Source organism: Spirosoma pollinicola (genome assembly GCF_002831565.1).
Lineage (GTDB): Bacteria > Bacteroidota > Bacteroidia > Cytophagales > Spirosomataceae > Spirosoma > Spirosoma pollinicola.
The window spans coordinates 5,212,846-5,233,354 of the sequence record NZ_CP025096.1 but is presented as its reverse complement, the minus strand read 5'-3'; the positions used below and the strand labels follow the sequence as shown (position 1 = coordinate 5,233,354).

Annotated in this window: 19 protein-coding genes; 7 read left to right on the top strand and 12 right to left on the bottom strand. The window is 49.0% G+C overall.

Going from position 1 to position 20,509, the window contains the following annotated elements; genetic code table 11:
* The first annotated feature begins 127 nt into the window (after positions 1-127).
* From CWM47_RS22035 to CWM47_RS22025, 3 genes are read left to right on the top strand one after another with little or no spacing between them, the layout of a single operon-like run.
* The gene (locus CWM47_RS22035) at positions 128-433 is read left to right on the top strand and encodes a (2Fe-2S) ferredoxin domain-containing protein (RefSeq protein WP_100993987.1); all 306 of its coding nucleotides are present in this window, start codon (positions 128-130) and stop codon (positions 431-433) included.
* 51 nt (positions 434-484) lie between these two features.
* Positions 485-1,174 carry a YjjG family noncanonical pyrimidine nucleotidase gene (locus CWM47_RS22030; RefSeq protein ID WP_100990351.1) on the top strand — a complete coding sequence of 230 codons (690 nt, stop codon included), beginning with the start codon at positions 485-487 and terminating at the stop codon, positions 1,172-1,174.
* 10 nt (positions 1,175-1,184) lie between these two features.
* Positions 1,185-1,964, top strand: coding sequence for a 3-hydroxyacyl-CoA dehydrogenase (locus tag CWM47_RS22025; protein ID WP_100990350.1), 780 nt, complete (start codon positions 1,185-1,187; stop codon positions 1,962-1,964).
* A 194-nt stretch (positions 1,965-2,158) separates the two neighbouring features.
* On the opposite strand, the gene CWM47_RS22020 is transcribed toward CWM47_RS22025, so the two are convergent.
* The 4 genes from CWM47_RS22020 to CWM47_RS22005 form a co-directional block, all read right to left on the bottom strand.
* Positions 2,159-2,674 carry a hypothetical protein gene (locus CWM47_RS22020; protein WP_100990349.1) on the bottom strand — a complete coding sequence of 172 codons (516 nt, stop codon included), beginning with the start codon at positions 2,672-2,674 and terminating at the stop codon, positions 2,159-2,161.
* Positions 2,675-2,706: 32 nt separating this feature from the next.
* Positions 2,707-2,952: a hypothetical protein gene (locus CWM47_RS22015; protein ID WP_100990348.1), complete on the bottom strand. Its 246-nt coding sequence runs from the start codon at positions 2,950-2,952 to the stop codon at positions 2,707-2,709.
* Positions 2,953-3,127: 175 nt separating this feature from the next.
* The gene (locus CWM47_RS22010) at positions 3,128-5,488 is read right to left on the bottom strand and encodes a phosphoketolase family protein (protein ID WP_100990347.1); all 2,361 of its coding nucleotides are present in this window, start codon (positions 5,486-5,488) and stop codon (positions 3,128-3,130) included.
* 18 nt (positions 5,489-5,506) lie between these two features.
* The gene (locus tag CWM47_RS22005; protein ID WP_240625389.1) at positions 5,507-6,754 is read right to left on the bottom strand and encodes an acetate/propionate family kinase; all 1,248 of its coding nucleotides are present in this window, start codon (positions 6,752-6,754) and stop codon (positions 5,507-5,509) included.
* A 222-nt stretch (positions 6,755-6,976) separates the two neighbouring features.
* Between CWM47_RS22005 and glgP the strand changes: the two genes are divergently transcribed.
* On the top strand, positions 6,977-8,656 hold the full coding sequence (gene glgP, locus CWM47_RS22000) for an alpha-glucan family phosphorylase (RefSeq protein WP_100990346.1): 1,680 nt from the start codon (positions 6,977-6,979) through the stop codon (positions 8,654-8,656).
* Positions 8,657-8,796: 140 nt separating this feature from the next.
* On the opposite strand, the gene CWM47_RS21995 is transcribed toward glgP, so the two are convergent.
* Entirely contained in the window at positions 8,797-9,477 is a 681-nt protein-coding gene (locus CWM47_RS21995; RefSeq protein ID WP_100990345.1) for a PepSY-associated TM helix domain-containing protein, read from the bottom strand.
* Positions 9,422-10,954: a DUF2271 domain-containing protein gene (locus CWM47_RS21990; RefSeq protein ID WP_100990344.1), complete on the bottom strand. Its 1,533-nt coding sequence runs from the start codon at positions 10,952-10,954 to the stop codon at positions 9,422-9,424. The genes CWM47_RS21995 and CWM47_RS21990 overlap by 56 nt, the downstream gene beginning before the upstream one ends.
* A 911-nt stretch (positions 10,955-11,865) precedes the next feature.
* Between CWM47_RS21990 and CWM47_RS21985 the strand changes: the two genes are divergently transcribed.
* Complete coding sequence (locus CWM47_RS21985; protein WP_100990343.1) at positions 11,866-12,147, top strand: hypothetical protein; 282 nt, start codon at positions 11,866-11,868, stop codon at positions 12,145-12,147.
* A 177-nt stretch (positions 12,148-12,324) separates the two neighbouring features.
* Here CWM47_RS21985 and CWM47_RS21980 read toward each other — a convergent pair whose 3' ends face one another.
* From CWM47_RS21980 to CWM47_RS21970, 3 genes are all read right to left on the bottom strand, one after another.
* Complete coding sequence (locus CWM47_RS21980) at positions 12,325-13,143, bottom strand: universal stress protein (RefSeq protein ID WP_100990342.1); 819 nt, start codon at positions 13,141-13,143, stop codon at positions 12,325-12,327.
* 161 nt (positions 13,144-13,304) lie between these two features.
* The gene (locus tag CWM47_RS21975; protein ID WP_100990341.1) at positions 13,305-14,183 is read right to left on the bottom strand and encodes a universal stress protein; all 879 of its coding nucleotides are present in this window, start codon (positions 14,181-14,183) and stop codon (positions 13,305-13,307) included.
* A gap of 345 nt (positions 14,184-14,528) precedes the next feature.
* Positions 14,529-15,011, bottom strand: a complete 483-nt coding sequence (locus tag CWM47_RS21970; protein ID WP_100993985.1) for a pyridoxamine 5'-phosphate oxidase family protein — start codon at positions 15,009-15,011, stop codon at positions 14,529-14,531.
* A 233-nt stretch (positions 15,012-15,244) separates the two neighbouring features.
* Here CWM47_RS21970 and CWM47_RS21965 point away from each other — a divergent pair, with 233 nt between their 5' ends.
* Entirely contained in the window at positions 15,245-16,078 is an 834-nt protein-coding gene (locus CWM47_RS21965; protein ID WP_100990340.1) for a universal stress protein, read from the top strand.
* A gap of 301 nt (positions 16,079-16,379) precedes the next feature.
* Positions 16,380-17,033: a class I SAM-dependent methyltransferase gene (locus CWM47_RS21960; RefSeq protein WP_100990339.1), complete on the top strand. Its 654-nt coding sequence runs from the start codon at positions 16,380-16,382 to the stop codon at positions 17,031-17,033.
* A 102-nt stretch (positions 17,034-17,135) separates the two neighbouring features.
* Here CWM47_RS21960 and CWM47_RS21955 read toward each other — a convergent pair whose 3' ends face one another.
* From CWM47_RS21955 to CWM47_RS21945, 3 genes are all read right to left on the bottom strand, one after another.
* On the bottom strand, positions 17,136-17,558 hold the full coding sequence (locus CWM47_RS21955) for a hypothetical protein (RefSeq protein WP_100990338.1): 423 nt from the start codon (positions 17,556-17,558) through the stop codon (positions 17,136-17,138).
* Between the two features lie 173 nt (positions 17,559-17,731).
* Positions 17,732-18,790 carry a response regulator gene (locus CWM47_RS21950; protein ID WP_100990337.1) on the bottom strand — a complete coding sequence of 353 codons (1,059 nt, stop codon included), beginning with the start codon at positions 18,788-18,790 and terminating at the stop codon, positions 17,732-17,734.
* The gene (locus tag CWM47_RS21945) at positions 18,768-20,387 is read right to left on the bottom strand and encodes a sensor histidine kinase (protein ID WP_100990336.1); all 1,620 of its coding nucleotides are present in this window, start codon (positions 20,385-20,387) and stop codon (positions 18,768-18,770) included. Before CWM47_RS21945 ends, CWM47_RS21950 begins: the two co-directional genes overlap by 23 nt.
* Between the last annotated feature and the right edge of the window lie 122 nt (positions 20,388-20,509).

The window sequence follows — 20,509 nt, the reverse complement described above, 5'->3', positions numbered from 1 at the left end:
GAATGTTTATAAATTGGTTTTGTATATTTTTTTTTCGGTATGTTAACTCCCCTTGCAATCAATAGAGGCAAATAAACAATCATTGCGGGTGTTCTTGTTACCTTTGAGTAGCGATTCAAACAAGTTTATGAAATACAAAAAGCACGTTTTTATTTGTACCAATCAAAAAGCCGCCCCTAAGAAGTCCTGTGGCGAAGCTCATGGCAACGAACTGGTCGATGCCTTCAAAGCGGCCCTTGCCGAACGCGGTCTATTAAAAGAAATGCGGGCGCAGAAAACAGGTTGCCTGGATGCCTGCGCATTTGGCCCAACGCTGGTCGTATATCCCGAAGGAACTTACTACGGCAATGTGCAACTCGCCGACGTGGCCGAGATTGTGGATAGTCATCTGGTGAATGACCAGCCTGTAGAACGGCTTAAGCTGGATTTTTAACGGTAATTAGGTTTATGGCGCGGGTATTAACCCGTGCCAGAATCTTACTTCATGTATAAGCACCTTTTTTTCGACCTCGACCATACACTTTGGGACTTTGACCGTAATTCGGCCGAGTGTATTGCGGAACTGTTCGACACGTTCCGGCTGGCCGATTTGGGTATTGCCTCGTCGGCCGAATTTAGCCGCCATTTCATCGCCATTAACCGGCAGCTCTGGGCTGATTACGACAAGAATCTGATTGAGCACACCTACATTCGGAAGCACCGGTTCCCTATGGTATTTCGGGCGCTGGGTGTCGATGAGTCAGCTGTTCATGCCGACCTGAATGCCGAGTATCTGCGTCTGTTGCCTAATAAACCCCATTTACTGGAGTCGGCCAAAGAGTTGCTGGATTACCTCAGCGGACGCTATACGATGCACATCATCACAAACGGTTTTGCCGAAATTCAGGCGGTAAAAATGAACCGTTCCGAGATTGCGCACTATTTTACGCACGTCGTTACAAGCGAGAACGCCAACGCCAAAAAGCCCGATCCGGTGGTATTTCAATACGCCATGGAACTCAGTGGCACCACGGCAAGCGAAAGCTTAATGATAGGCGATAATTACGAAGCCGATATTATGGGCGCAAAAGGCGTTGGTCTGGACACGGTGTTTTACAATCCGCAGGGAGAGGTAGTGACTGATCCACCTACCTACGATATTCGTCACTGGAAAGAATTGATGGCCATTTTGTAACAAAAACCACATGCAACTCACGAACTCTACAGCCATTGTTACCGGGGGCGCTTCGGGACTGGGCGAGGCCACCACCCGACTACTGGCGGCCAATGGTGCCAATGTGGTTATTCTGGATATGAACGACGAGCGCGGCAACGCACTGGCCGAAGAACTGGGCACCACCGTCCGATTCCAGAAAACCAATGTAACTGACGAAACCGAGGTTCAGGCCGCTATCAATCTGGCCCTTAACACCTTTGGAGGGTTGCACATTACTGTCAACTGCGCGGGTGTAGCCGAAGCAAGAAAGACACTTGGCAAAGTAGACGGTGTGTATGGAGCGCATTCGCTGGCTGCTTTTCAGCGCGTTATTTCGGTTAACCTTATCGGCACCTTCAACGTAATCCGGCTGGCGGCTTTGGCTATGGAACAGAATGCCCCCAACGGGGAGGGCGAACGGGGCATCATTATCAATACGGCTTCGGTAGCAGCCTACGACGGTCAGATGGGACAAGCCGCTTACTCAGCCTCCAAAGGCGGTATTGTGGGCATGACGCTACCCATTGCCCGCGATCTGGCTCGTTCCGGTATCCGGGTCATGACCATTGCGCCCGGCCTTTTCGAAACTCCCTTACTGGCCAGCCTGCCCGAAGAAGCCCGAATCTCATTAGGGCAGCAAGTTCCTTTTCCTTCGCGGCTTGGCCGCCCCTCCGAATATGCGTTGCTGGCGAAAAGTATAATCGAAAACCCGATGCTCAATGGCGAAGTGATCCGCCTGGATGGAGCCATTCGAATGGGACCGAAATAGGGCTTACAAGCGCAAGCCTCGACGTAATGTCAGGTCTAGCCGGGCTGGCGTTCCAAAACCCGACATCATAGAAAGGTGGTTGATATAATGTCGAGTCCTTCGACCCGACACCATACCAGCTAAAACCGGACATTACAGATTTACACTCACACGGCCACATAGTGACCGTTTTACCCACATTCAATTCATTTAAATTAGTGCGGTTGTAATCGTCTGCCAGAAGATTGGATAACAGGTCGCTTCAAGAGTTGACGGTCGGCGGGGTGACGCCAAAGTTGATAGAAACCCATCGCTATGAATACCATAGCCGGAAAAGCGGCACCTATACCCAGCGGCAAAATACCAATCGAAAACAGAATGCCAGCCACACAGCCCATCTTGAACAGGCGCCCCGTTGATGGCATAGAAACCGAAATAAACAGCTGACCAGCCGCAATAGTCAGAATAAGCGGGGTAGCTACTTTCCCGAACGGTCCAAGGATAAACCATCTGTAAACATCCAGCACAGCATAGTCGGCAAAATCGGTATAAACCCAGGGTGTTGCCAGCGCCGTTGTGGCATTGAACCAACTCGCCCAGGCAAACAAAAGGGCGAAACAAAAGCGAGCAATCAGGGGTCTTTTGTAACAGGCAATCAGCAACAGAATGGCTGCGATATTTGACACAGCATACAGGATCAGAGTCAGATAGGATGAGAAGAACGCGTTCATAATTCCGTTGGAGAGATACGTTTTACCTTAGTTCAGCCAATGCTGATTTGTTGCTCGTCATAGTATTGCTGACGCCCATCGGACCAGTTCAAACATACGTTCCATACACCTTTGGCAAGTTGTGCCGTCGAGATCACATGCCGTGGTTTTTCGTCCCGCTTAACCGGTATTCGAATGGCTTCGGGAGTACTGGCCGACCGGCTAAACGTCAGGTCACCTTTTTGAAAAGACATTGGCAACACAAAGGCCAATAGTTGGGAGGCAGGTTCAAACGTCATGGTTCTAGAGGAGTAGGTAGTTATGGGCAACCAGCCCGTTTAGAGCTGATCGTATAGACAAAGCTACAGATGGCTGAACGGTACAACAATGATGGACGTCAGTGACTGAACTGATTGGTTTCAACTAACAGCCTGATAATCTCCCCCTTGGCATTTACCTGCACGACACGAACCGTCAACTCATCACCTCCGGCATATCCTGACCGCATCGGCGGATATAGGCAGCATGCTCTGTAAGCTTATTCTGACACCACATCCTCAAATCTCCACTACCAGCTCGTTTTTCAACACGGTCCAGAGCTGATAGCACCAGTTGGTACCGGCTCATGTTGTTGAGCACCAGCATATCGAAAGGTGTTGTCGTACGGCCTTCTTCCATGTAGCCCCGCACGTGAAAACGCAATGGATTCGTGCGGTGATGCAACAACTCATGAATCAGCATCGGGTAGCCATGAAACGCGAAGATAACCGGCTTGCCGGGGGTAAAGAGTTGAACAAAAGCAGCTTCCGGGAAACCATGCGGGTGGTCCTCCGGCGACATGATGGTTAGTAAATCCATTACGTTCACCACGCGCACGCTCAGGTCGGGCAGGTGCTCGCGAAGAATGGCCGCTGCCGCAATGATCTCATTGGTGGGCACGTCGCCCGCACAGGCCAGCACTACATCGGGCTGGTGGTTGATTTCATTACCCGCCCAACTCCAGGCCGACATCCCCCGGCGGCAATGCGCCTGTGCCTCGTCGATAGTCAGCCACTGCGCCTGACTCGCTTTTGAGGCCACAAGTAGATTGACATAATCACGGCTGCGCAAGCAGTGATCCATTACAGACAGCAGGCAGTTGGCATCGGGCGGCAGGTAAACGCGGGCAACAGAGCTTTTTTTGGCAACCACCGAGTTGATAAAACTAGGCACCTGATGAGTATACCCGTTATGATCCTGCCGCCATACGTGTGAGGTAAGCAGGTAATTGAGCGACGCCAGGGGTTTACGCCAGGGCGTTTCCTTACTTACTTTCAACCATTTGGCATATTGATTCAGCATCGAGTCCACAAGCGGGATAAACGCTTCGTAACATCCGAACAAGCCATGCCGCCCCGTGAGCAAGTAGCCTTCCAGCCAGCCTTCGCAGGTATGTTCGCTCAGGATTTCCATAATCCGCCCATCAGGTGCCAGAAACTCGTCGGTCTCGATCATTGGTCCCATCCAGGCCCGTTGGGTAGCCTCAAACATGGGCGACATACGGTTCGATGTCGTTTCGTCGGGGCAGACTACCCGGAAATTTTGTGCGTGATCGTTCAGGCGGAACACATCGCGCAGGTAAATCGCCAGTGTGTGCGTTCCTTCCACCGATACAGTACCCGGCGATGGGATAGTAACGGCATAATCGGCAATGTTCGGGAGTTCGAGCGGCCTTAAAAGTGCCCCACCGTTGGCATGGGGATTCATCCCGATCCGTTTATCGTCTGGCGGGCAAATGCTGACCACATCGACAAATGGCAACCCTTTTTCGTCGAACAAATCCTGCGGACGGTAACTACGCAGCCAAGTTTCCAGGGTTTTCAGTTGAGACGGCTTTCCGGCAGGGTCGGCAACGGGCAGTTGGTGAGCGTGAAAGGTGTTTTCTATCGGCTGACCATCAACCGTTAACGGACAGGTCCAGCCTTTGGGTGTTTGTAAAATCAACATTGGCCAGGCAGGCACACCGTTCAGCATGCCCATACGAGCCTGTTGCTGAATGGTCTGAATTTCCTCATGTGCCCAGTTCATTGCCTGCCACATTGCCTTGTGTACCTGCATGGGGTCGCTGCCGCCAACAAAGCGCACCTGATAGCCAAAGCCCGTAAAGAGATTCGTCAGTTCATCATTGCTCATTCGCCCGTAAATTGTCGGGGCCGATAATTTATAGCCGTTTACGTGCAGTATAGGCAGCACAGCCCCTGAGGTAGCTGGATTCAGGTATTTGTTGGAATGCCAGGCAGCGGCCAGCGGGCCTGTTTCGGCCTCGCCGTCGCCCACGATGCAGGCCACCAGCAGATCGGGATTGTCGAGAGCAGCCCCAAACGCGTGCGAGAGACTGTACCCTAACTCGCCCCCTTCCTGAATCTGGCCGGGCGTACCGGGAACCAGATGGCTGGGCAATCCATAAGGCCATGAAAACTGGCGAATCAGGTTGCTCAGCCCTACTAAGCCCGGTTTATAATGCGCATCAAATTCGCCCAGCGTCCCTTCCAGAAACAGGTTGGCCAGAATAGCCGGTGCGCCATGACCCGGCCCCACAACCATCAGCACATTGGCATCCGTATCCTGAATAAGTCGGTTCAGGTGAGCATACACCAGGTTCAGCCCCGGCTGTGTACCCCAGTGACCGAGCAATCGGGGCTTAATATCGGACGCCAGCAGGGGGCGGTCAAGTAACACATTATAGCGCAGGTAGAGCTGAGCGGCTCCAAGGTAGTTCGTAGCCTGCCAGTAGCGGTGCAGTTGCGCCAGCCGTTCGCTTGTAGGGACTGTTGATGGAGTGATAACTTGATTCATGGCTTTGAGGAAATTGAGTTAATTGGTTACCATAGGCTCAGACACAGGTTGCGTCGTTGCCATTAACACCTGCCGTGTGTGGCAGGCAATCATGCGTTCTTCATTCGTTGGGATGACCCTGACCTCAGGCTTATGACCTTCCGGCGAGATAATTTCGGCATTTGCTTCGTTCCGCTGCGGGTCGATCACGATACCAAAAAAATCAAGATTTTTGCAGATGGCGGCCCGGATAGCGGGCGAATTTTCACCAATGCCCCCCGTAAAAACCAGTGTATCAAGCCCATTAAGCACCATAATCAGGCCACCCAACTGCTTTCGAGCCAGATAGCAAAACAGGTCGATGGCTTCGGCGGCATGTGGGCTATGGGGTACCTGTTCGAGCAGCTCCTCCATATCTGAACTTATGTCCGATACCCCCGTTAAACCCGATTCATCATTCAGTAAATGACTCAATGCAGCGGCATCAGCATAACCATGTGCCAATAAATACAGTAGTACACCGGGGTCAAGATCACCTGAGCGGGTACCCATCATCAGGCCGCCAGCAGGCGTAAATCCCATCGTTGTGTCGATACTTTCGCCCTGCCGAACGGCCGTCATACTGGCTCCGTTGCCGAGGTGAGCCAGCAACAGGCGCCCATTTGCCGTTGCCCATCCGGCTTTCTCTGCCAGTTGACTCATCACATATTCGTAGGATAATCCATGAAACCCGTACCGCGCAACGCCCTCATCGGCCAGATGGCGGGGAATCGGCAACCGTTTGGCTACTTCAGGCATCGTCTGGTGAAAGGCGGTATCGAAACAGGCCACCTGAAGCAAATCAGGATATAGCCCCCCAATAGCCTCGATGAGCCCGATTTCGGCGGGCAGGTGATCAGGCGCGAATGGAATAAGCAGACGCAGATCGGCTATCAGTCTGGGTGTTACCGGCTGGGGAGTTTTATACAAAGACCCACCATGTACCAGTCGATGCCCTACGGCATTCAGCCGAAGATCGGGTTGCTCATGAAGCCAGTCGAAAAGTACGGTTAAAGCCGTTGTATGATCAGGCAAATTGCAGTGAATCATCTGCGTCTGGTGCGCACCAACAGTTCTTGTAAAATGCCCATCGGTAAGGCCAATGCGGGTTAGTTTACCCGACAGCCATAACTCTTCCCGATCGCCTATCACATAGAGCGCAAACTTTAAACTCGACGAGCCGCTATTCAACACAAGGAGTTGATAGGGCAGGGAGGTTAACTTTTGGGGTAAAGGCGTGTTACTCATAAGGAACTCCACCAGGGCCAATGGTGCCGGGACTTCGAAGCGGCATGTAAAGCTGCTGGTTTATGAATTGGAAAAGTATGACAAGCCTCAGCGACTAAGTTGCTCGTTGTCAGTCAGACCAATAATTATCAACCCGTTGCCTGACGATACTCAGATTGGCAGATCGGCGAATCGCAGACCTTCGGGGCCACAACTATACAGTACGAATTACAACCTGTCTTTATGACGTCTGACTCAACCAGCACACCAACCCTGTCACTGCGCCGGGTCGCTTACTTTTCGATGGAATTTGCTTTTGCCCAGCCCCTCAAAACGTATTCGGGCGGTCTGGGATTTCTCGCTGGTTCGCACATGCGAAGTGCTTACGCCTTGAAGCAGCCCGTTGTGGCCGTGGGTATTCTGTGGAAATACGGCTATTATGATCAGGTGCGGAAAGCCGATCAAACGATGGATTGTCTGTTCATGGAGAAACAGTACAGCTTTCTCGAACCCACCAATCTGAAATTTCAGATTCAGGTTAACCATGCTCCTGTTTGGGTAACGGCCTATTTCCTGCCACCGACGGTGTTCAATACAACTCCCACCTATTTTCTATCGACCGATCTACCCGAAAACGATTACCTGGCCCAAACCATCTGCCATAAACTCTACGATGCGAATCCCGAAACTCGGATTGCGTCGAGTATTTTATTGGGTATTGGGGGTGCCAAACTGCTGGAACAACTCCAGATTGTGCCCGACGTGTACCACATGAACGAGAGCCACCCTCTGCCGTTGGCATTTTATTTATACCACAAATTGGGGCGTGTAGAAGCCGTTCGAGAGCATCTGGTTTTTACAACGCATACGCCCGAAGAAGCTGGAAATCCCCGAACCGACATTCGACTGCTGGACCGGATGGGCTTTTTCGACTATGTACCGTTAGAGGAGGTCAGACACATTACGGGTGTTCAGGATGACCTTTTTAATTGGGCACTGGGTGCCTTGCGACTCTCGGGTCTGGCCAATGCGGTTTCAAAAAGACACGGAGACGTAAGTAATCAGATGTGGCAGGGGTATCCTGATATCTGTCCGATCATTTATATCACCAACGCCCAGAAACGGGCTTTCTGGGGCGACCCTGTTCTGGACGCAGCCCTGGTTAGTAATGACGATGTGCGTCTGGCGGCTCATAAGAAAACCAGGAAACAAAGTTTGTTTTATGAGGTGGCCGACCAGACCGGCGACCTCTACAATCCTAACGTATTCACGATGGTTTGGGCCCGTCGGTTTGCGGGCTATAAACGAGCAGAACTGCTTCTGTCAGACCCGGAACGATTCGACCGGCTGATGACCAACCCTAAATACCCGGTGCAATTGATCTGGGCAGGTAAACCGTACCCGTTCGATTATGCCAGTATCGGCATCTTCGACCGACTGGTTTATACTGCCAAACGCTATGTGAATTGCTCGGTGATGGTTGGTTATGAAATGCACCTTTCCAGACTACTGAAACAGGGTGCCGATCTCTGGCTAAATACGCCCCGGCTTACTCGTGAAGCCTCGGGCACCAGCGGCATGACAGCAGCCATGAATGGGGCTGTCAATTGCTCGACCAATGATGGTTGGGTCCCCGAATTTGGGCAGAATGGAGTCAACAGTTTTGTGTTGTCCGAAGCTGATCTGAACTGGCCAGCCCACGAACAGGATGCCTTCGACGCCGATAACCTGTTCACATTGCTGGAAACGGTCATTTTACCCATGTATTACGAGCAGCCGGACCAATGGATGCGCATGATCAAAAGCAGCATGCGCGATGTTGTACCCTATTTTGATTCGGACCGGATGGCAACAGACTATTATGAAAAGCTCTATTCGCTTCCGCAAACGGTAGCCGCACAGACTGATTCGGTATCGGTCTAACAAGACAAAATAAACAATGGAACGCGGATGGTGCGGATTTAACAGATTCAGGCGGATAAAATCCGTATTGATCCGTTAGATCCGTACCATCCGCGTTCCATTGTTTTTATATGAACCTATTGATAGGATCATCAACACCCTCAGGCCACCCAGAAATAATAGATCAGGTAACAAACCAGTGCCCCAATACCAGCCCATACCAGTCCACTAAAGCGTTTCTTTTTAAGGAATAGAATCAGCACCAGCCCCGTTGCCGACACAAGTGTCATGAAAATAGCCGCAATGTCAATCACCAGCGACCAGCTATTACCCGTATCGCGACCTTTATGCAGATCGTTCATGACAGCCACCAGGCCCATCCGCGTTTCGGTAAGTTGGTAGGCTCCGGTCGAGCGGTCAACGAAGGCATCAGCAGCATAACCCGGCCCCCGAAACGAAATCGAGCACTGGCGTTCATCAATCCGAAAGTCATCCATGGCGCCTTTGATACCATGCGTATTACGAAGAAACTCAACAACAGCCAGCTTATTAATCTTGGCGGTATCGGTTTGGTTAACAAAGGCCGGGCTCACTTTTCCTTTAAATTCGGTGGTGCTGCTTTGGTCATCAAACCAGTCAACGTGATTAAGTGTCAAGCCTGTGACAGCAAAAAATAGAATAATGGCAAAACTTACCATAGACAGGTAAATATGCAGCCAGCGAGCGGCAGCCGCCAAACGGGGCTTGGCGGCTGCTTTTTTCTTAGTGGATAGCGGCTGGGCAGGATCAGCGGGCATCGGATTTCTGGCGATAGTCCAGGGCTGCGCTTGCGATTTCGACATTACCGTTCAATGTTTGTTGTTTGGTTTTTCCATTAAAGTCCATCTCCTGACGCATGAGCTGGTACGTTCCGTGTTCGCGGGCGGCTTCAATGCAGACAGTGTATTTACCCTGCTTTACGTACTGTCCGGCGTTATCCTTACCATCCCATTGAAGCGTGTAGGCTCCCGGCGAACGGGTTGCACTGGTGACAGACCCCACATTAACGTCATTGCTCCTGGGCAGGGCGTAAAACGCTCTCAGTTCAGGTAACCAGCGTGGTTTGTTATACCAGAGAGCCAGATTCCGAACAGGCTGGTGGTTCTCATCTTCCACCCAAACGGCTACAAATGGCCGGTGATACCGCCCTTCCATCTGGCTCAGTTCAAAGTTGATCAGCAACTCCTGATCGGCCTTCCATAGTTTATCTTTCAGCGGAGTTACGGACAATAATCGGGCGGTTTCACTAAGGGAACTGTTGCTGGTAAGCGAAGGTGAAGGAGCCAGCAGGTCTGCCCAGCCGGGGCTGGTAATGGATTGGCCGGTCTGAGTCATAATCAGGTAATCCGCATCCGGTATTGTAGCTGCCAACTGCTCACTTTGAACGGGCGACAGTATGTTGAAAGCCGTTGCCAGTGCCCCAGCCGTTACAGCATCGGGGTGAATGACCGTGGCACTGCTAACTTCATTAGCCGGAAAACCCGTTAATGGATTGACGATATGCGAATACCAGTCCGTACCAATTTGTACACCCCGCCGGTAATCGCCACTGGTGGCCACAGCGCGATTTTGCACAGCCAGACGAGCAATAGCCTGACTATTTTCTGCATCGGCGCGGGGGTTAGCAACCGCAACAGTTTCGGTCCAGTTACCACGCACTACCAGATCACCCCCGCTGTTGAGAACAACGGCACTTACCTCAGGTAATGCCAGTGCAGCATTGGCCGCCCGATCCAGAATATAACTTTTGGTGAAGGTATTTAAGCGTAAGGGGGTCGTTGTCTGATGATCAGCTGTATGGTTTTCTATGTCAAGTTGCCAATGTTGTTGCCGGGCATCGGCTACAGCCTGCAACCGGTCCGTTTCTGAAGGAACAGAGCCCGATCCAGCGGCTTTTTGCCAAAGCTGATTAATACCTTCGGCGGCTGCATTGATAGCCCCTCCGGTTTGCTGGCCCCATTTCTCAAACCCGGCCAGCACCGCAAACAGATCATCCGATACCGCAACGGCTTTATTCGTGGTCGCCAGCCAGCTATTAAACTCACTATCGGGTTGATAGCTGCTCAACACCTGCGACAGCCGTTCAATTTCAGCTCGCACCAAGGTTTCGGCCCGTACCGCGGCCGGATATGAACTGGCTACTATTTTCAGATCGAAGGAGGTACCCATTACATGGTCGGCCTGAGCAATGTATAGCCCCTCGGCCTGAGCGGGCGACGGTGCCACCAAGCCAGGTGACATAATAGCGCAACCGGCCAGCCAATAAGTTGGTGAGTTCATGGTTATTCAGATTTATAGCTTTTGAAACGAGCAAACGCAGCCATTACGTACAATCGGCGGCCTAACGTCCCTGCTCATTGTACTAGTGAGAGCAAATTTGCATTTGCCGGTTTATAGCAAAAATAAAAAGGGATTGAATGCCTGAATTAATTGCCTAAATCGTCATTTTAAGGAGATGAGAAGTTTGAACAGGCTCACAAAAAGTCTTCATCGAAGTCTATAACTTCGGAAAAATAAGTAACACTACCTGCTTATAATACTATAGTACGTACCTCTCTGTATAGTTAAACCTGAGTACATAGCCGATGCAGTTTTTAACAGCTTCGTTTAAGTATCATCTTCACGGCGCTTGATTTGATCTTGTTGATTGCAGCAATTTCGCCAACACTTACACCTATCTCATATTTCAATTTCAGCATTATTCGCTCTACTGTATTTTTCGTATGTTATTTTAATTAACAAATCGAATACAGTTGATTAGTACGACCTCCCAGCATACCTTCTGTTTATAAATGTCTAAATTCTACTTGCTATAGACGCCAATAAGCTACCAGCAGTACAAAACATTATATAAGGCATTCGACAATATACACCAAATAATAAATATGTAAATAAGTTTGAATACAGATAAACGTTTTGGAAACAAATAGTTTATAAATTTGAGTGACTACTTGAGCTTATTTACTGCCATTGGTTAGTTTACATGAATTAGTTAGGAATGCTGAGTAAGAAGGAGTTTACGTATTCCGTAAGTAGAAAACTACTTATGTATTTGAAGCAGTCAAACATTTTACAAACAAGCCTATTAGTTCTATGTAATTCCCAAACGAGTCCCAACAGAACAAAGTCTCAAAACGTCATATTTCCCAATAAAAGCTACTATATGATTTTACTTATACAACACTCTAAAGATGAACGTGCAGCGGTTTGAACAGTTAACGCTTTCTGAGCAAGTGATCGTGATACCCTTGAAAGGACGCTTCATTGCTCAGCGTCAAAACAATGATCTTCAGGTCAAACTGTATTACTGGAATGATCATTTTCTCGAAATTCATTATCAATGGCCAATCAATAGAGGCAAGGGAGCCCATTGGGAGCCCTTTCAGGTGACTGCTTTTATGGATAATACCCGTTGTGCTGACCGTTTAAGTCTATATGCTGAGCAGGTTAATTTAGGCAGTCTTTTTGTTTAAAAAATGTAGACTAAAACTGGTTTTACCGAGCCATTTTGTGGGTGTAAATTCGGCGAAACAAGCGTTTCAATAGTGCTTTCAAGAAAGGAGTGAGGGTTGGCAACCGAACAAATAAAGCTATGAAACGGGTTGTTATGACCTGTTTCATAGCTTTATTATCACAAGAATTATAAAAAATCAGACAATAGCCAGCAGCGGGAGGTCTGTTAGTCGGGCAACATGTTGGGTTTCTCCTTCGGCAAATAATTTCCAGAGCCAGCTCCGCGACTGAGGCAACATCATGATCAAGTCGGCTTTATTCTCAACAGAGAAGTCAAGCAACGTAGTATACACCTCATGGCCAGCTACAATGCTCAGTGTATGCGGCTGAGGAATCAATAACCGCCGTATATACTCCCCCCGTTCTTTCAATTCAGGGTTTTCGGGATGTTCGCTAATACACAGCACGTTAATCACACTACCAAAGGACTTGGCAAACAGTAACGCCGTTTCTAAAGCGAGGGCATTGGGTGGCGTAGCCAGGTCAACGCCCAGCACGATATTTTTTATACCGGCATAGCCAACACCCGGTGGAATCAACAACAGTGGTACATCGGTTTCTTCGACCATTTCGGTAGCTATACTACCCATCAACTGCGCACTTTTAGGTGCTGTACCCACCGTCGACATAATGAGCAGATCGGCGTTTTTTTCGGTTGTTATAGCCCGAATAGCATTCATTGTATGGCCTTCCCGTGCGATGTACTCAATGGAAACATCAGCGCCAACCTCTTTCCGAAGTTCGTCAGTCAGGTGCTTCAAGGCCTTTTCGCTACTCTCTTTTGTAGCTTGTACGGAAAGAGAAAAATCGCCGGTTTTGGCCGGATTGTCGGGCCAGACATGGAACGCATGAACTAAAATTAATCTGGCTTTTTGATCGCGAGTCAGTTGAGCCGCAAAATGAGCGGCCTGTTTGGCATTGGCAGAAAAATCGGTAGCAAGAACGATGGTTTTCATTGGAATGAACGATTGAGTGAATAAGCTGAGCAAAAGGTGAATAAGTCCTTTTAATACATCTGTTGAAAGCTTTTTTTTCCTGGTAATATATTTGAGAATCTTACCCGAAGTAAGCAGCAGGAAATAAGTCTGTAGCGACCGTTAACGGAGCCCAAGGCTATTTACAAACCAGAGACAACCGGATAAGTGTTTACTGGCTCAGATACGCCTTTGACCTTGTTTTTCGCGTCATACAGCGTCAGTAGCGGAACACGGGGATGATAAGCCACAGCACGGCTGACACTCTTGTTCCGAAGCACATCGAAAAGACCCGTATGGTGCGGCAGCATCACCAGCATGTCTACAGTATGCGTATCCAGGAAGGTATTGATGCCGTGCAGCACATCGTCGTCATGCATCTCGAATGATTCCGTTTGCACGTTCGCCAACGCATTAAAAACAGACTGACGGCTGATTTCTGTAGGTACCACCACCGGTTCTTCAGCATTCTTAATGGTTAGCAGGGTTACCATTGCCGCCTTACGGCAGGCGACCTCTTTCAGCATGACCAATGACTCGGCATGGTTGACAGACCGGTAATCAGTAGCCAATACAATCTGTTCGATAGGCCCAATAGACACCGATGCTGGTACGACCAGTACGTTGGTCGTTACCTGCCGGATCATTCCTGTTGCTACGCTGCCAAACAGAGAGCTCCGGCCTGCGCCGGTGGTTCCAAGCACGATTAAATCGAAATGTTCCTGCTCCAGTAAGCGCTCTACAGCCTGAACAGGCTCACCCAGTATAATCGATGTTCGATAAGTATGCAAACTGGATATTGGTTGCTGCGTCATCGTTTCCTTTAAATGATGCAGGCTCTTTCTTGTTTCCTGCTGCTCTTCTTCAAGCCAGAAAGCACCGCCGTAGCTCATTTCCGGCTCGAAAGGAAATGCATTCGTTAAAGAGAAATCAGTGGCAGTATCGGCAAAAAGAGTTTGAGCAAACGACAGCGCATGGCGTGAGGCCGCCGAAAAATCGGTCAATAAAAGAATTTTATACATGGTTTTGGAAGCTTAAATGAGTTAGTAAGACACCGGAGCCAATACACAGAAATCAATGAGCAGGAGAATCTTTTTCATGGTCGTTAAGTCGTTCCAGGTCATTAAAAATTTGTCTTACTAAATGTAGTCAGTTTGTAACGCACTGTAAATGACAGGGGTCAGGTGTGGACTTGATTATTCATCCAGATTACTGGCTCGCCGTCAATGACCCCTGATAATTACCCGTGGGTTGCGTTTCTGTCTGAATATAAAGCATTAAGAAACCCACAACGCAGCTGCATCGTGGGTTTCGGCACCCCCTCTTTAATAAATGGTGAGATTGACTATGTACTACATTGTATATGGTTAGATCGCTGGAGATTGCCCAAATTGATTCGGACTGGAAACCAGACAATTAGTATCACCTTTCATCTCTGAACGCCCGGTTTTACTCAGAATACGAATCCGGTATACCACAAGCGGTTTTCGATGTTCCGAACCGGCATCGTCGGCTAAGGCTGCTTCATAAGGAGCGATTCGCCCCGGCCCCAGCCGCTGTTCGGCATAGAGTCGGTCGTCGCCGTCCAACTCCTCATATAGTCCCTGCACAACAACACTACGCCAACAGGTAGGACTACACAGCTCATCCACTTCAAAACATACCGCCGGGTTTTGCCGCAGCAGTTGGGTTTTAGCACCCTCCCGCGTTTGCCCGTAAATGGCTTGCCCATCGTACAGGTAGGTCACCGGCAGCACCAGTACCTGCCCGTTGGCCGCACAACCTATGCGACCAAAAAACTGATTACTCAGTATATAATCTGTCACTTCCGGCGATAGGTCACGTAGCATGGTCGACGTGGTTTTTGTGTAGGTCAAAGCTACTATCAAGCCAGCAGCGGCACCCAAATCCAAATCAGCCTGCTACCTGATTTTACTCATATAAAAATCTTTTCACCACCTTGACCTGGTTGCCACAGAAAAAGTCTTACATGATGAAAATCAGCAAGTTCCGAACCCGGCATCAGTGTTTAGGATACTTCCTGTGAGTTGATTTGCGCTACAAACCAAAGCAACTCCCTTCTATGAAAACGATCATTGTTCCAACAGATTTAAGTCCTGATACTGATGCAGCCTTGTCTGTAGCGGTGGATATTGCCCGGCTCTATCAGGCATCTATCGTATTGCTGCATAACGTTGTTTATCCCAATCCTGTGCCTGTCTATTCAGAAGCCATCCTGATCACCAATGACTACATGCTGGCAGAATATCAGGAGGTAGAAAAAGAAGCAGAAGTTGCCCTGAAGCGAATAGCCGAGGATAAAAAATATAGTGGTGTTACCATCATTCCAACGCTGATCACCAACGGTATGGGGCTGGTTCACAATGTAACAGAACGCCCTGCCGATTTGATTGTTATGTCTTCTGAAGGTGCATCGGGCCTGGAAGAGTTTCTACTCGGATCGAACGCCGAGACCATTGTCAGGCATGCCCATTGCCCGGTTTTGGTAGTAAAAGAACCAATTGCTCACTTCAAACCTGAGAATATTGTTTGTGGCATAGATGTAGATAATCATCTGAAAGCGTTGCATCACTACCCATTCCAACTGGGCGAAAATGGCTTGCATCAGTTCGTTTACGTAATGACTCCTACCGATAATCGGGATACCGATGGTGTGCGCGAATGGGTTAATGACTTTGCCGCAACAAAGGGAATAACGGACTTTAAATTTGTGATACACCCAGCCAGAAATGTACCGGATGGCATTATCGACTACGCCAATGAGGTAAACGCTGACCTGATTGTCCTGTTCACGCACGGCTATAAAGGACTTCGCCATTTAGTATCGGGCAGCGTGGCCGAAGATGTGCTGAATCATACGTCACGCCCTGTGTTGATTATGCGGGTAATAGAATAAAGCGTTGAGTCTGTTCAGCTACTTATTAATACATAGCAAAGCCGGTTGGGGTGGACTCAACCGGCTTTGCTGTATAGACGTGGTCCTGATACACTTCCAGGCATCAATCCAAGTTTCACTCACGCTTATCACAAAACGACCTTTGTTTATACCTGTCTGGCCTGCTTTTAAGCGTAAACGTATATCATATACCGACCTAGGGACATTGGCACTAATTTTGCCATAAAAGTTACATTATTTGTAACAAAATTCTCAACTTTGATACTTAATTATTCTATTAAATTAAACATACAATACTACCATGAGTAACACAGTATCAGCGGCTACGTTGTACGATCGAACATACTTCGACTATCAACGCGAAATGGGCGTGTTTGGCGGTTGGGCAAACGGTCCTTTTTTCCAGCCCTATATTAAACCGTCTGATAAGGTGATCGACTTTGGTTGCGGAGGAGGGTATCTGCTTAAACAGCTAACCTGTGGCGAAAAAATGGGCATCGAGATTAATGACCAGGCTCGTCTGGTGGCTACGCATAACGGTATACAAACAGTTAGCTCGGCCCATGATATTGCCGATAATTGGGCTGATGTAATTATTTCCAGTCATGCTCTGGAGCATACATCCCGTCCTTTAGATGAGATTACGTTACTCAAAGACAAGCTTCGGCCCGGCGGACTGATTGTGTTCATCGTTCCGTCTGAAGGAGCTTCAAATGCATTTAATCCAAAAAATCCAGACCACCACCTCTACACCTGGAGTCCCATGTGTTTGGGAAATTTATTTCACCAGGCTGGTTTCAGTGTAGTCTCAGCAAAAGCGTTGATTCACCGATGGCCTCCGCTTTATAAGTTCATTGCTAAATTCGGGCGGGGTGTATTCGACCTTAGTTGCCGACTGTATGGCTTTTTGCGGATACCACAGTATGTGCAAAGCAGAGTGGTCGCTCAAAAATAAAGCCGGTATCGTTTCGGCCCGGCAGTAAACAGCACCGCCAGCCCGCTCGTTTGAGCATAAGCTGGCAGCTGGCGGTGCCGAGATCGTTTGACTAAGCCTGTCTTAGCAAACGGCCATTTCGAGGTTACGGTGGGCGACGTCAAGCGCAGACAGCCAACAGGGTTGGGTACTGGTTTTCGTCAGTATATCAGAAAATTGGGCAATGCATGTCGAATCGTCCACCAGCCAGAAGGAGTATGAACGTATTAATAAATAAATGGTCAGCGCCAGTTCCTGACTTGCCAGCACGGTTTCGGGAAGCAGCGTACCCGTCCAGGCCAGTTCTGTCGACCAGTTTTTCAATAGTGTCTGAGCCTCTTCTTTAGCGGGGCGCAGCGTGTTTTGCGTAAGTGGCTGGCCCTCCTCAATGTCATAAGGGTAAACAATGGTCAGGCGGATCGATTCATCTGCCTGAGCAGCTAACCAATTACGCAGAAGGTGCGCTGAACTAGCTGAGCAATCCGTTACATAAAAAGCCGTTTTCATCGACACCATTTTTAAGTTGTTTGACTACTCAAAAGTAGGCCTACCGGCTGCGATTAGGGCTGAGCAAACTTAGCTTAACCAATGACTTTGGTCATTCGTGAAATTATTCATGCCGTTGTTGTTCATCTGCTTTTCTTCCCGCCGTTTAAGAGTCGACACGATAATTGATCAACCTACCAGTTGGCCCGACGTAGTTTAGCAGGCTGCAACACCCGAATACCGGCACCAACCAGTTCAACCAGCCCATCGTGTTTAAATTCGCTCAATGTGCGAATCAACGACTCCGTAGCGGTGCCGATGATGGCCGCCAGATCGTCGCGGGAGAGTTGAATAATGGCATCGGGTTGCTGATCGTACAGCTTAAGCAGCGTATCGGCCACCCGACGCCGGAGCGAACTGTAGGCCATACCCAACAGCTGCTTTTCACGCTCGCTCACGCGCCCCGCCAGTAACTTTATAAACTGCTGACCAACAGCAGGATTAGCCTGCAAGAGCTGCCGAAAGTCGCCTTTGGGAATATAAACAAGGTCAGAATCGTCGAGTGTAATGGCCGAGTCGGTGTACTCGGCATTTTCGAGGAGGGGAAGGTACCCAAAAAAATCACCGGCTTTATAGAGTCCCGTAATCAGTTCTTTACCATCGGCATTGGTCCGAACCGTTTTCACTTTACCCGACTTCAAAAAATACAATCGAGTGGGTTCGTCGCCTTCGGAATAGACAAACTGTTTTTTACGGATGGCATGCGTTTTCCGGTCTGTGGACAAACTTTCCAGGTTACCCACCTGACGGGCATCGTCCAGAAACTGGTTAAGGCCATCCTGTTGTAAATCGTAGTCCGGTTTAAGTTGCTGGGGTGCAACGTTCTGGAACCGGTTCAGCCGCCCTTCAATAGCGCTAAGCAGTTCCGATTCATCGAACGGTTTGGTGAGGTAGTCATCGGCCCCCAGTTCCATGCCCTTCCGAAAGTCTGTCCGTTCGCTTTTGGCGGTCAGAAAGATAAATGGGATGCCCGAAAGCTGCGGATTTTTATTAAAAATATGCAGCACGCCATAGCCATCCAGAATTGGCATCATAATGTCGCAAATGACCAGATCCGGCTTGCTTTCCAGGGCTTTTTCAACACCGAGCTTACCATTTTCGGCGGTTAAAACTGTGTAGCCGGTCAGTTCCAGAATTTCGGCTGTATTTTCACGAATAGCATCGTTATCTTCAATCAAGAGGATGGTTTTCATATGGCAGGAGTAGAGTCACTGTTGTACCTTTATTTAATTCACTTTGGAGATCGACTGTCCCCCCCATTATCTCAACGTATCGGGCTACAATGTGCAGCCCCAGGCCGGTACCGGGTTTATTGATCGCATTCTGGGCTCGAAAGAACCGTTCAAACAAATGTTCCTGGTCCTCTGCCGAGATACCGATTCCCTGGTCGGCTACAGATAATATGGCAACGTTATTGACGCATTCGGCCTTCACCATAATCGTCATACCTTCGCCGGAGTACTTGCTGGCATTCGTTAACAGATTGACCATCACTTTTCGCAACATCGACGGGTCGAGCCAAACCCGATTGGGGCAATTTATTGATAATTGAACGACCTGTGCAACTTTCAGCGTCCCCTGAATCTCGGCAACAACATCCTGAATAAGTTGCTCCAGATCGACCGATACCGGTTGAGCTTTGACCTTTCCTTCTTCAAGTTTACCGACCGACAAAAACTCTTCCAGAATGTCGTTGAGGTGTTTTACGGATGACCGTATACGTTGCAGGTGTTTCTGGCGTTTGTCCTGTTGATCGCCCTCGGGATATTTTTCAATCAGGGTTGCCGATGTGAGTACGGTTGTCAGGGGTGTACGAAACTCATGCGAAGCCATTTCGACAAAACGTGATTTCAATTCACCCAGTTCTCGTTCTGCCACCAGCGCTTTCGCTAATTCATCTTTCGACTGTTCCAGTTGCTCCAGCGTATTCATGAGCGCGTGAGTACGGTCGGCTACTTTCTGTTCCAAGTCTGTATTAAGCCGTTCGATGCGGTCGCGGTGTGCCAGCAATTCACGTTCGGCTTCTTTTTTGAACGAAATATCGATAATGTAGGCAACAGCATAAAACTCATCGTCGAGTTGAAAATAGCTCAGGCTGATTTCGGTCGGAAACACGGAGCCATCCTTCCTGCGAGCGTGCAAATCGCGATTATGGCCCATTTCACGCACCTGCGGATTATCCGCAAACGACTGCCGAAGACGCTCATGATACTGACCAACACTTGTAGGGACCAGCATCTCAATAGGTTCACCAATGAGCTCATTGCTCTGATAGCCAAACAGTTGCTGTACCATATGATTAACCGACACGATCTGGCCCCGCTGGTTGGCAACGATGATCCCAATGGTAGCATGGGTAAATACCGCTTCGTAGCGTTGAACGCTTTGTTTCAGTTCCTGCTCGGCCTGGTGCAGTCGCCCCTGATTTGTAAGATAGACTAGAAAGTAATGTGACCCTTCGTGTGTAAGCGCCGTAATGACGAGTCGACTCCAGAATCGTCCACCATCCTGCCGCCACCGCTCGGCTTCCTCTTCATAGCGCCCGTTTTGCCGCACCTTTTGAATCAAATCGTCCTGTGGTTCATCTACAGCATAAGGGATAAGTAATAGCGGTTTCGACCAGGTTTCATTACCCAGAAATTCAGACTCCGAAGCAAAACCCAGCATACGGGCACCAGCCTGATTAACGCGTGCAAAACGTTTGGTATCAATGTCGTAAATACCAATAAAATCCTCGCTCTGTTGAAAAAGCAATTCTGTTAGACGATTCAAGGAGAGATCCGGAAGCATAAGAGGAGGTTGACATAGCCTGTAAGTAAACGATATCGTGCGGTTACGAAAACTATTTTTTAGGTTGGACAGATACAAAATAACCGACTTACAAAATTGGTTGACTTAAATCCTCAGATAGC

Excerpts from the sequence above, each read along its gene's own strand:
- CWM47_RS22035 (WP_100993987.1), top strand. The coding sequence starts at position 128 with ATGAAATACAAAAAGCACGTTTTTATTTGTACCAATCAAAAAGCCGCC.
- CWM47_RS22030 (WP_100990351.1), top strand. The coding sequence starts at position 485 with ATGTATAAGCACCTTTTTTTCGACCTCGACCATACACTTTGGGACTTT.
- CWM47_RS22025 (WP_100990350.1), top strand. The coding sequence starts at position 1,185 with ATGCAACTCACGAACTCTACAGCCATTGTTACCGGGGGCGCTTCGGGA.
- CWM47_RS22020 (WP_100990349.1), bottom strand. The coding sequence starts at position 2,674 with ATGAACGCGTTCTTCTCATCCTATCTGACTCTGATCCTGTATGCTGTG.
- CWM47_RS22015 (WP_100990348.1), bottom strand. The coding sequence starts at position 2,952 with ATGACGTTTGAACCTGCCTCCCAACTATTGGCCTTTGTGTTGCCAATG.
- CWM47_RS22010 (WP_100990347.1), bottom strand. The coding sequence starts at position 5,488 with ATGAATCAAGTTATCACTCCATCAACAGTCCCTACAAGCGAACGGCTG.
- CWM47_RS22005 (WP_240625389.1), bottom strand. The coding sequence starts at position 6,754 with ATGAGTAACACGCCTTTACCCCAAAAGTTAACCTCCCTGCCCTATCAA.
- glgP (WP_100990346.1), top strand. The coding sequence starts at position 6,977 with ATGACGTCTGACTCAACCAGCACACCAACCCTGTCACTGCGCCGGGTC.
- CWM47_RS21995 (WP_100990345.1), bottom strand. The coding sequence starts at position 9,477 with ATGTCGAAATCGCAAGCGCAGCCCTGGACTATCGCCAGAAATCCGATG.
- CWM47_RS21990 (WP_100990344.1), bottom strand. The coding sequence starts at position 10,954 with ATGAACTCACCAACTTATTGGCTGGCCGGTTGCGCTATTATGTCACCT.
- CWM47_RS21985 (WP_100990343.1), top strand. The coding sequence starts at position 11,866 with ATGAACGTGCAGCGGTTTGAACAGTTAACGCTTTCTGAGCAAGTGATC.
- CWM47_RS21980 (WP_100990342.1), bottom strand. The coding sequence starts at position 13,143 with ATGAAAACCATCGTTCTTGCTACCGATTTTTCTGCCAATGCCAAACAG.
- CWM47_RS21975 (WP_100990341.1), bottom strand. The coding sequence starts at position 14,183 with ATGTATAAAATTCTTTTATTGACCGATTTTTCGGCGGCCTCACGCCAT.
- CWM47_RS21970 (WP_100993985.1), bottom strand. The coding sequence starts at position 15,011 with ATGCTACGTGACCTATCGCCGGAAGTGACAGATTATATACTGAGTAAT.
- CWM47_RS21965 (WP_100990340.1), top strand. The coding sequence starts at position 15,245 with ATGAAAACGATCATTGTTCCAACAGATTTAAGTCCTGATACTGATGCA.
- CWM47_RS21960 (WP_100990339.1), top strand. The coding sequence starts at position 16,380 with ATGAGTAACACAGTATCAGCGGCTACGTTGTACGATCGAACATACTTC.
- CWM47_RS21955 (WP_100990338.1), bottom strand. The coding sequence starts at position 17,558 with ATGAAAACGGCTTTTTATGTAACGGATTGCTCAGCTAGTTCAGCGCAC.
- CWM47_RS21950 (WP_100990337.1), bottom strand. The coding sequence starts at position 18,790 with ATGAAAACCATCCTCTTGATTGAAGATAACGATGCTATTCGTGAAAAT.
- CWM47_RS21945 (WP_100990336.1), bottom strand. The coding sequence starts at position 20,387 with ATGCTTCCGGATCTCTCCTTGAATCGTCTAACAGAATTGCTTTTTCAA.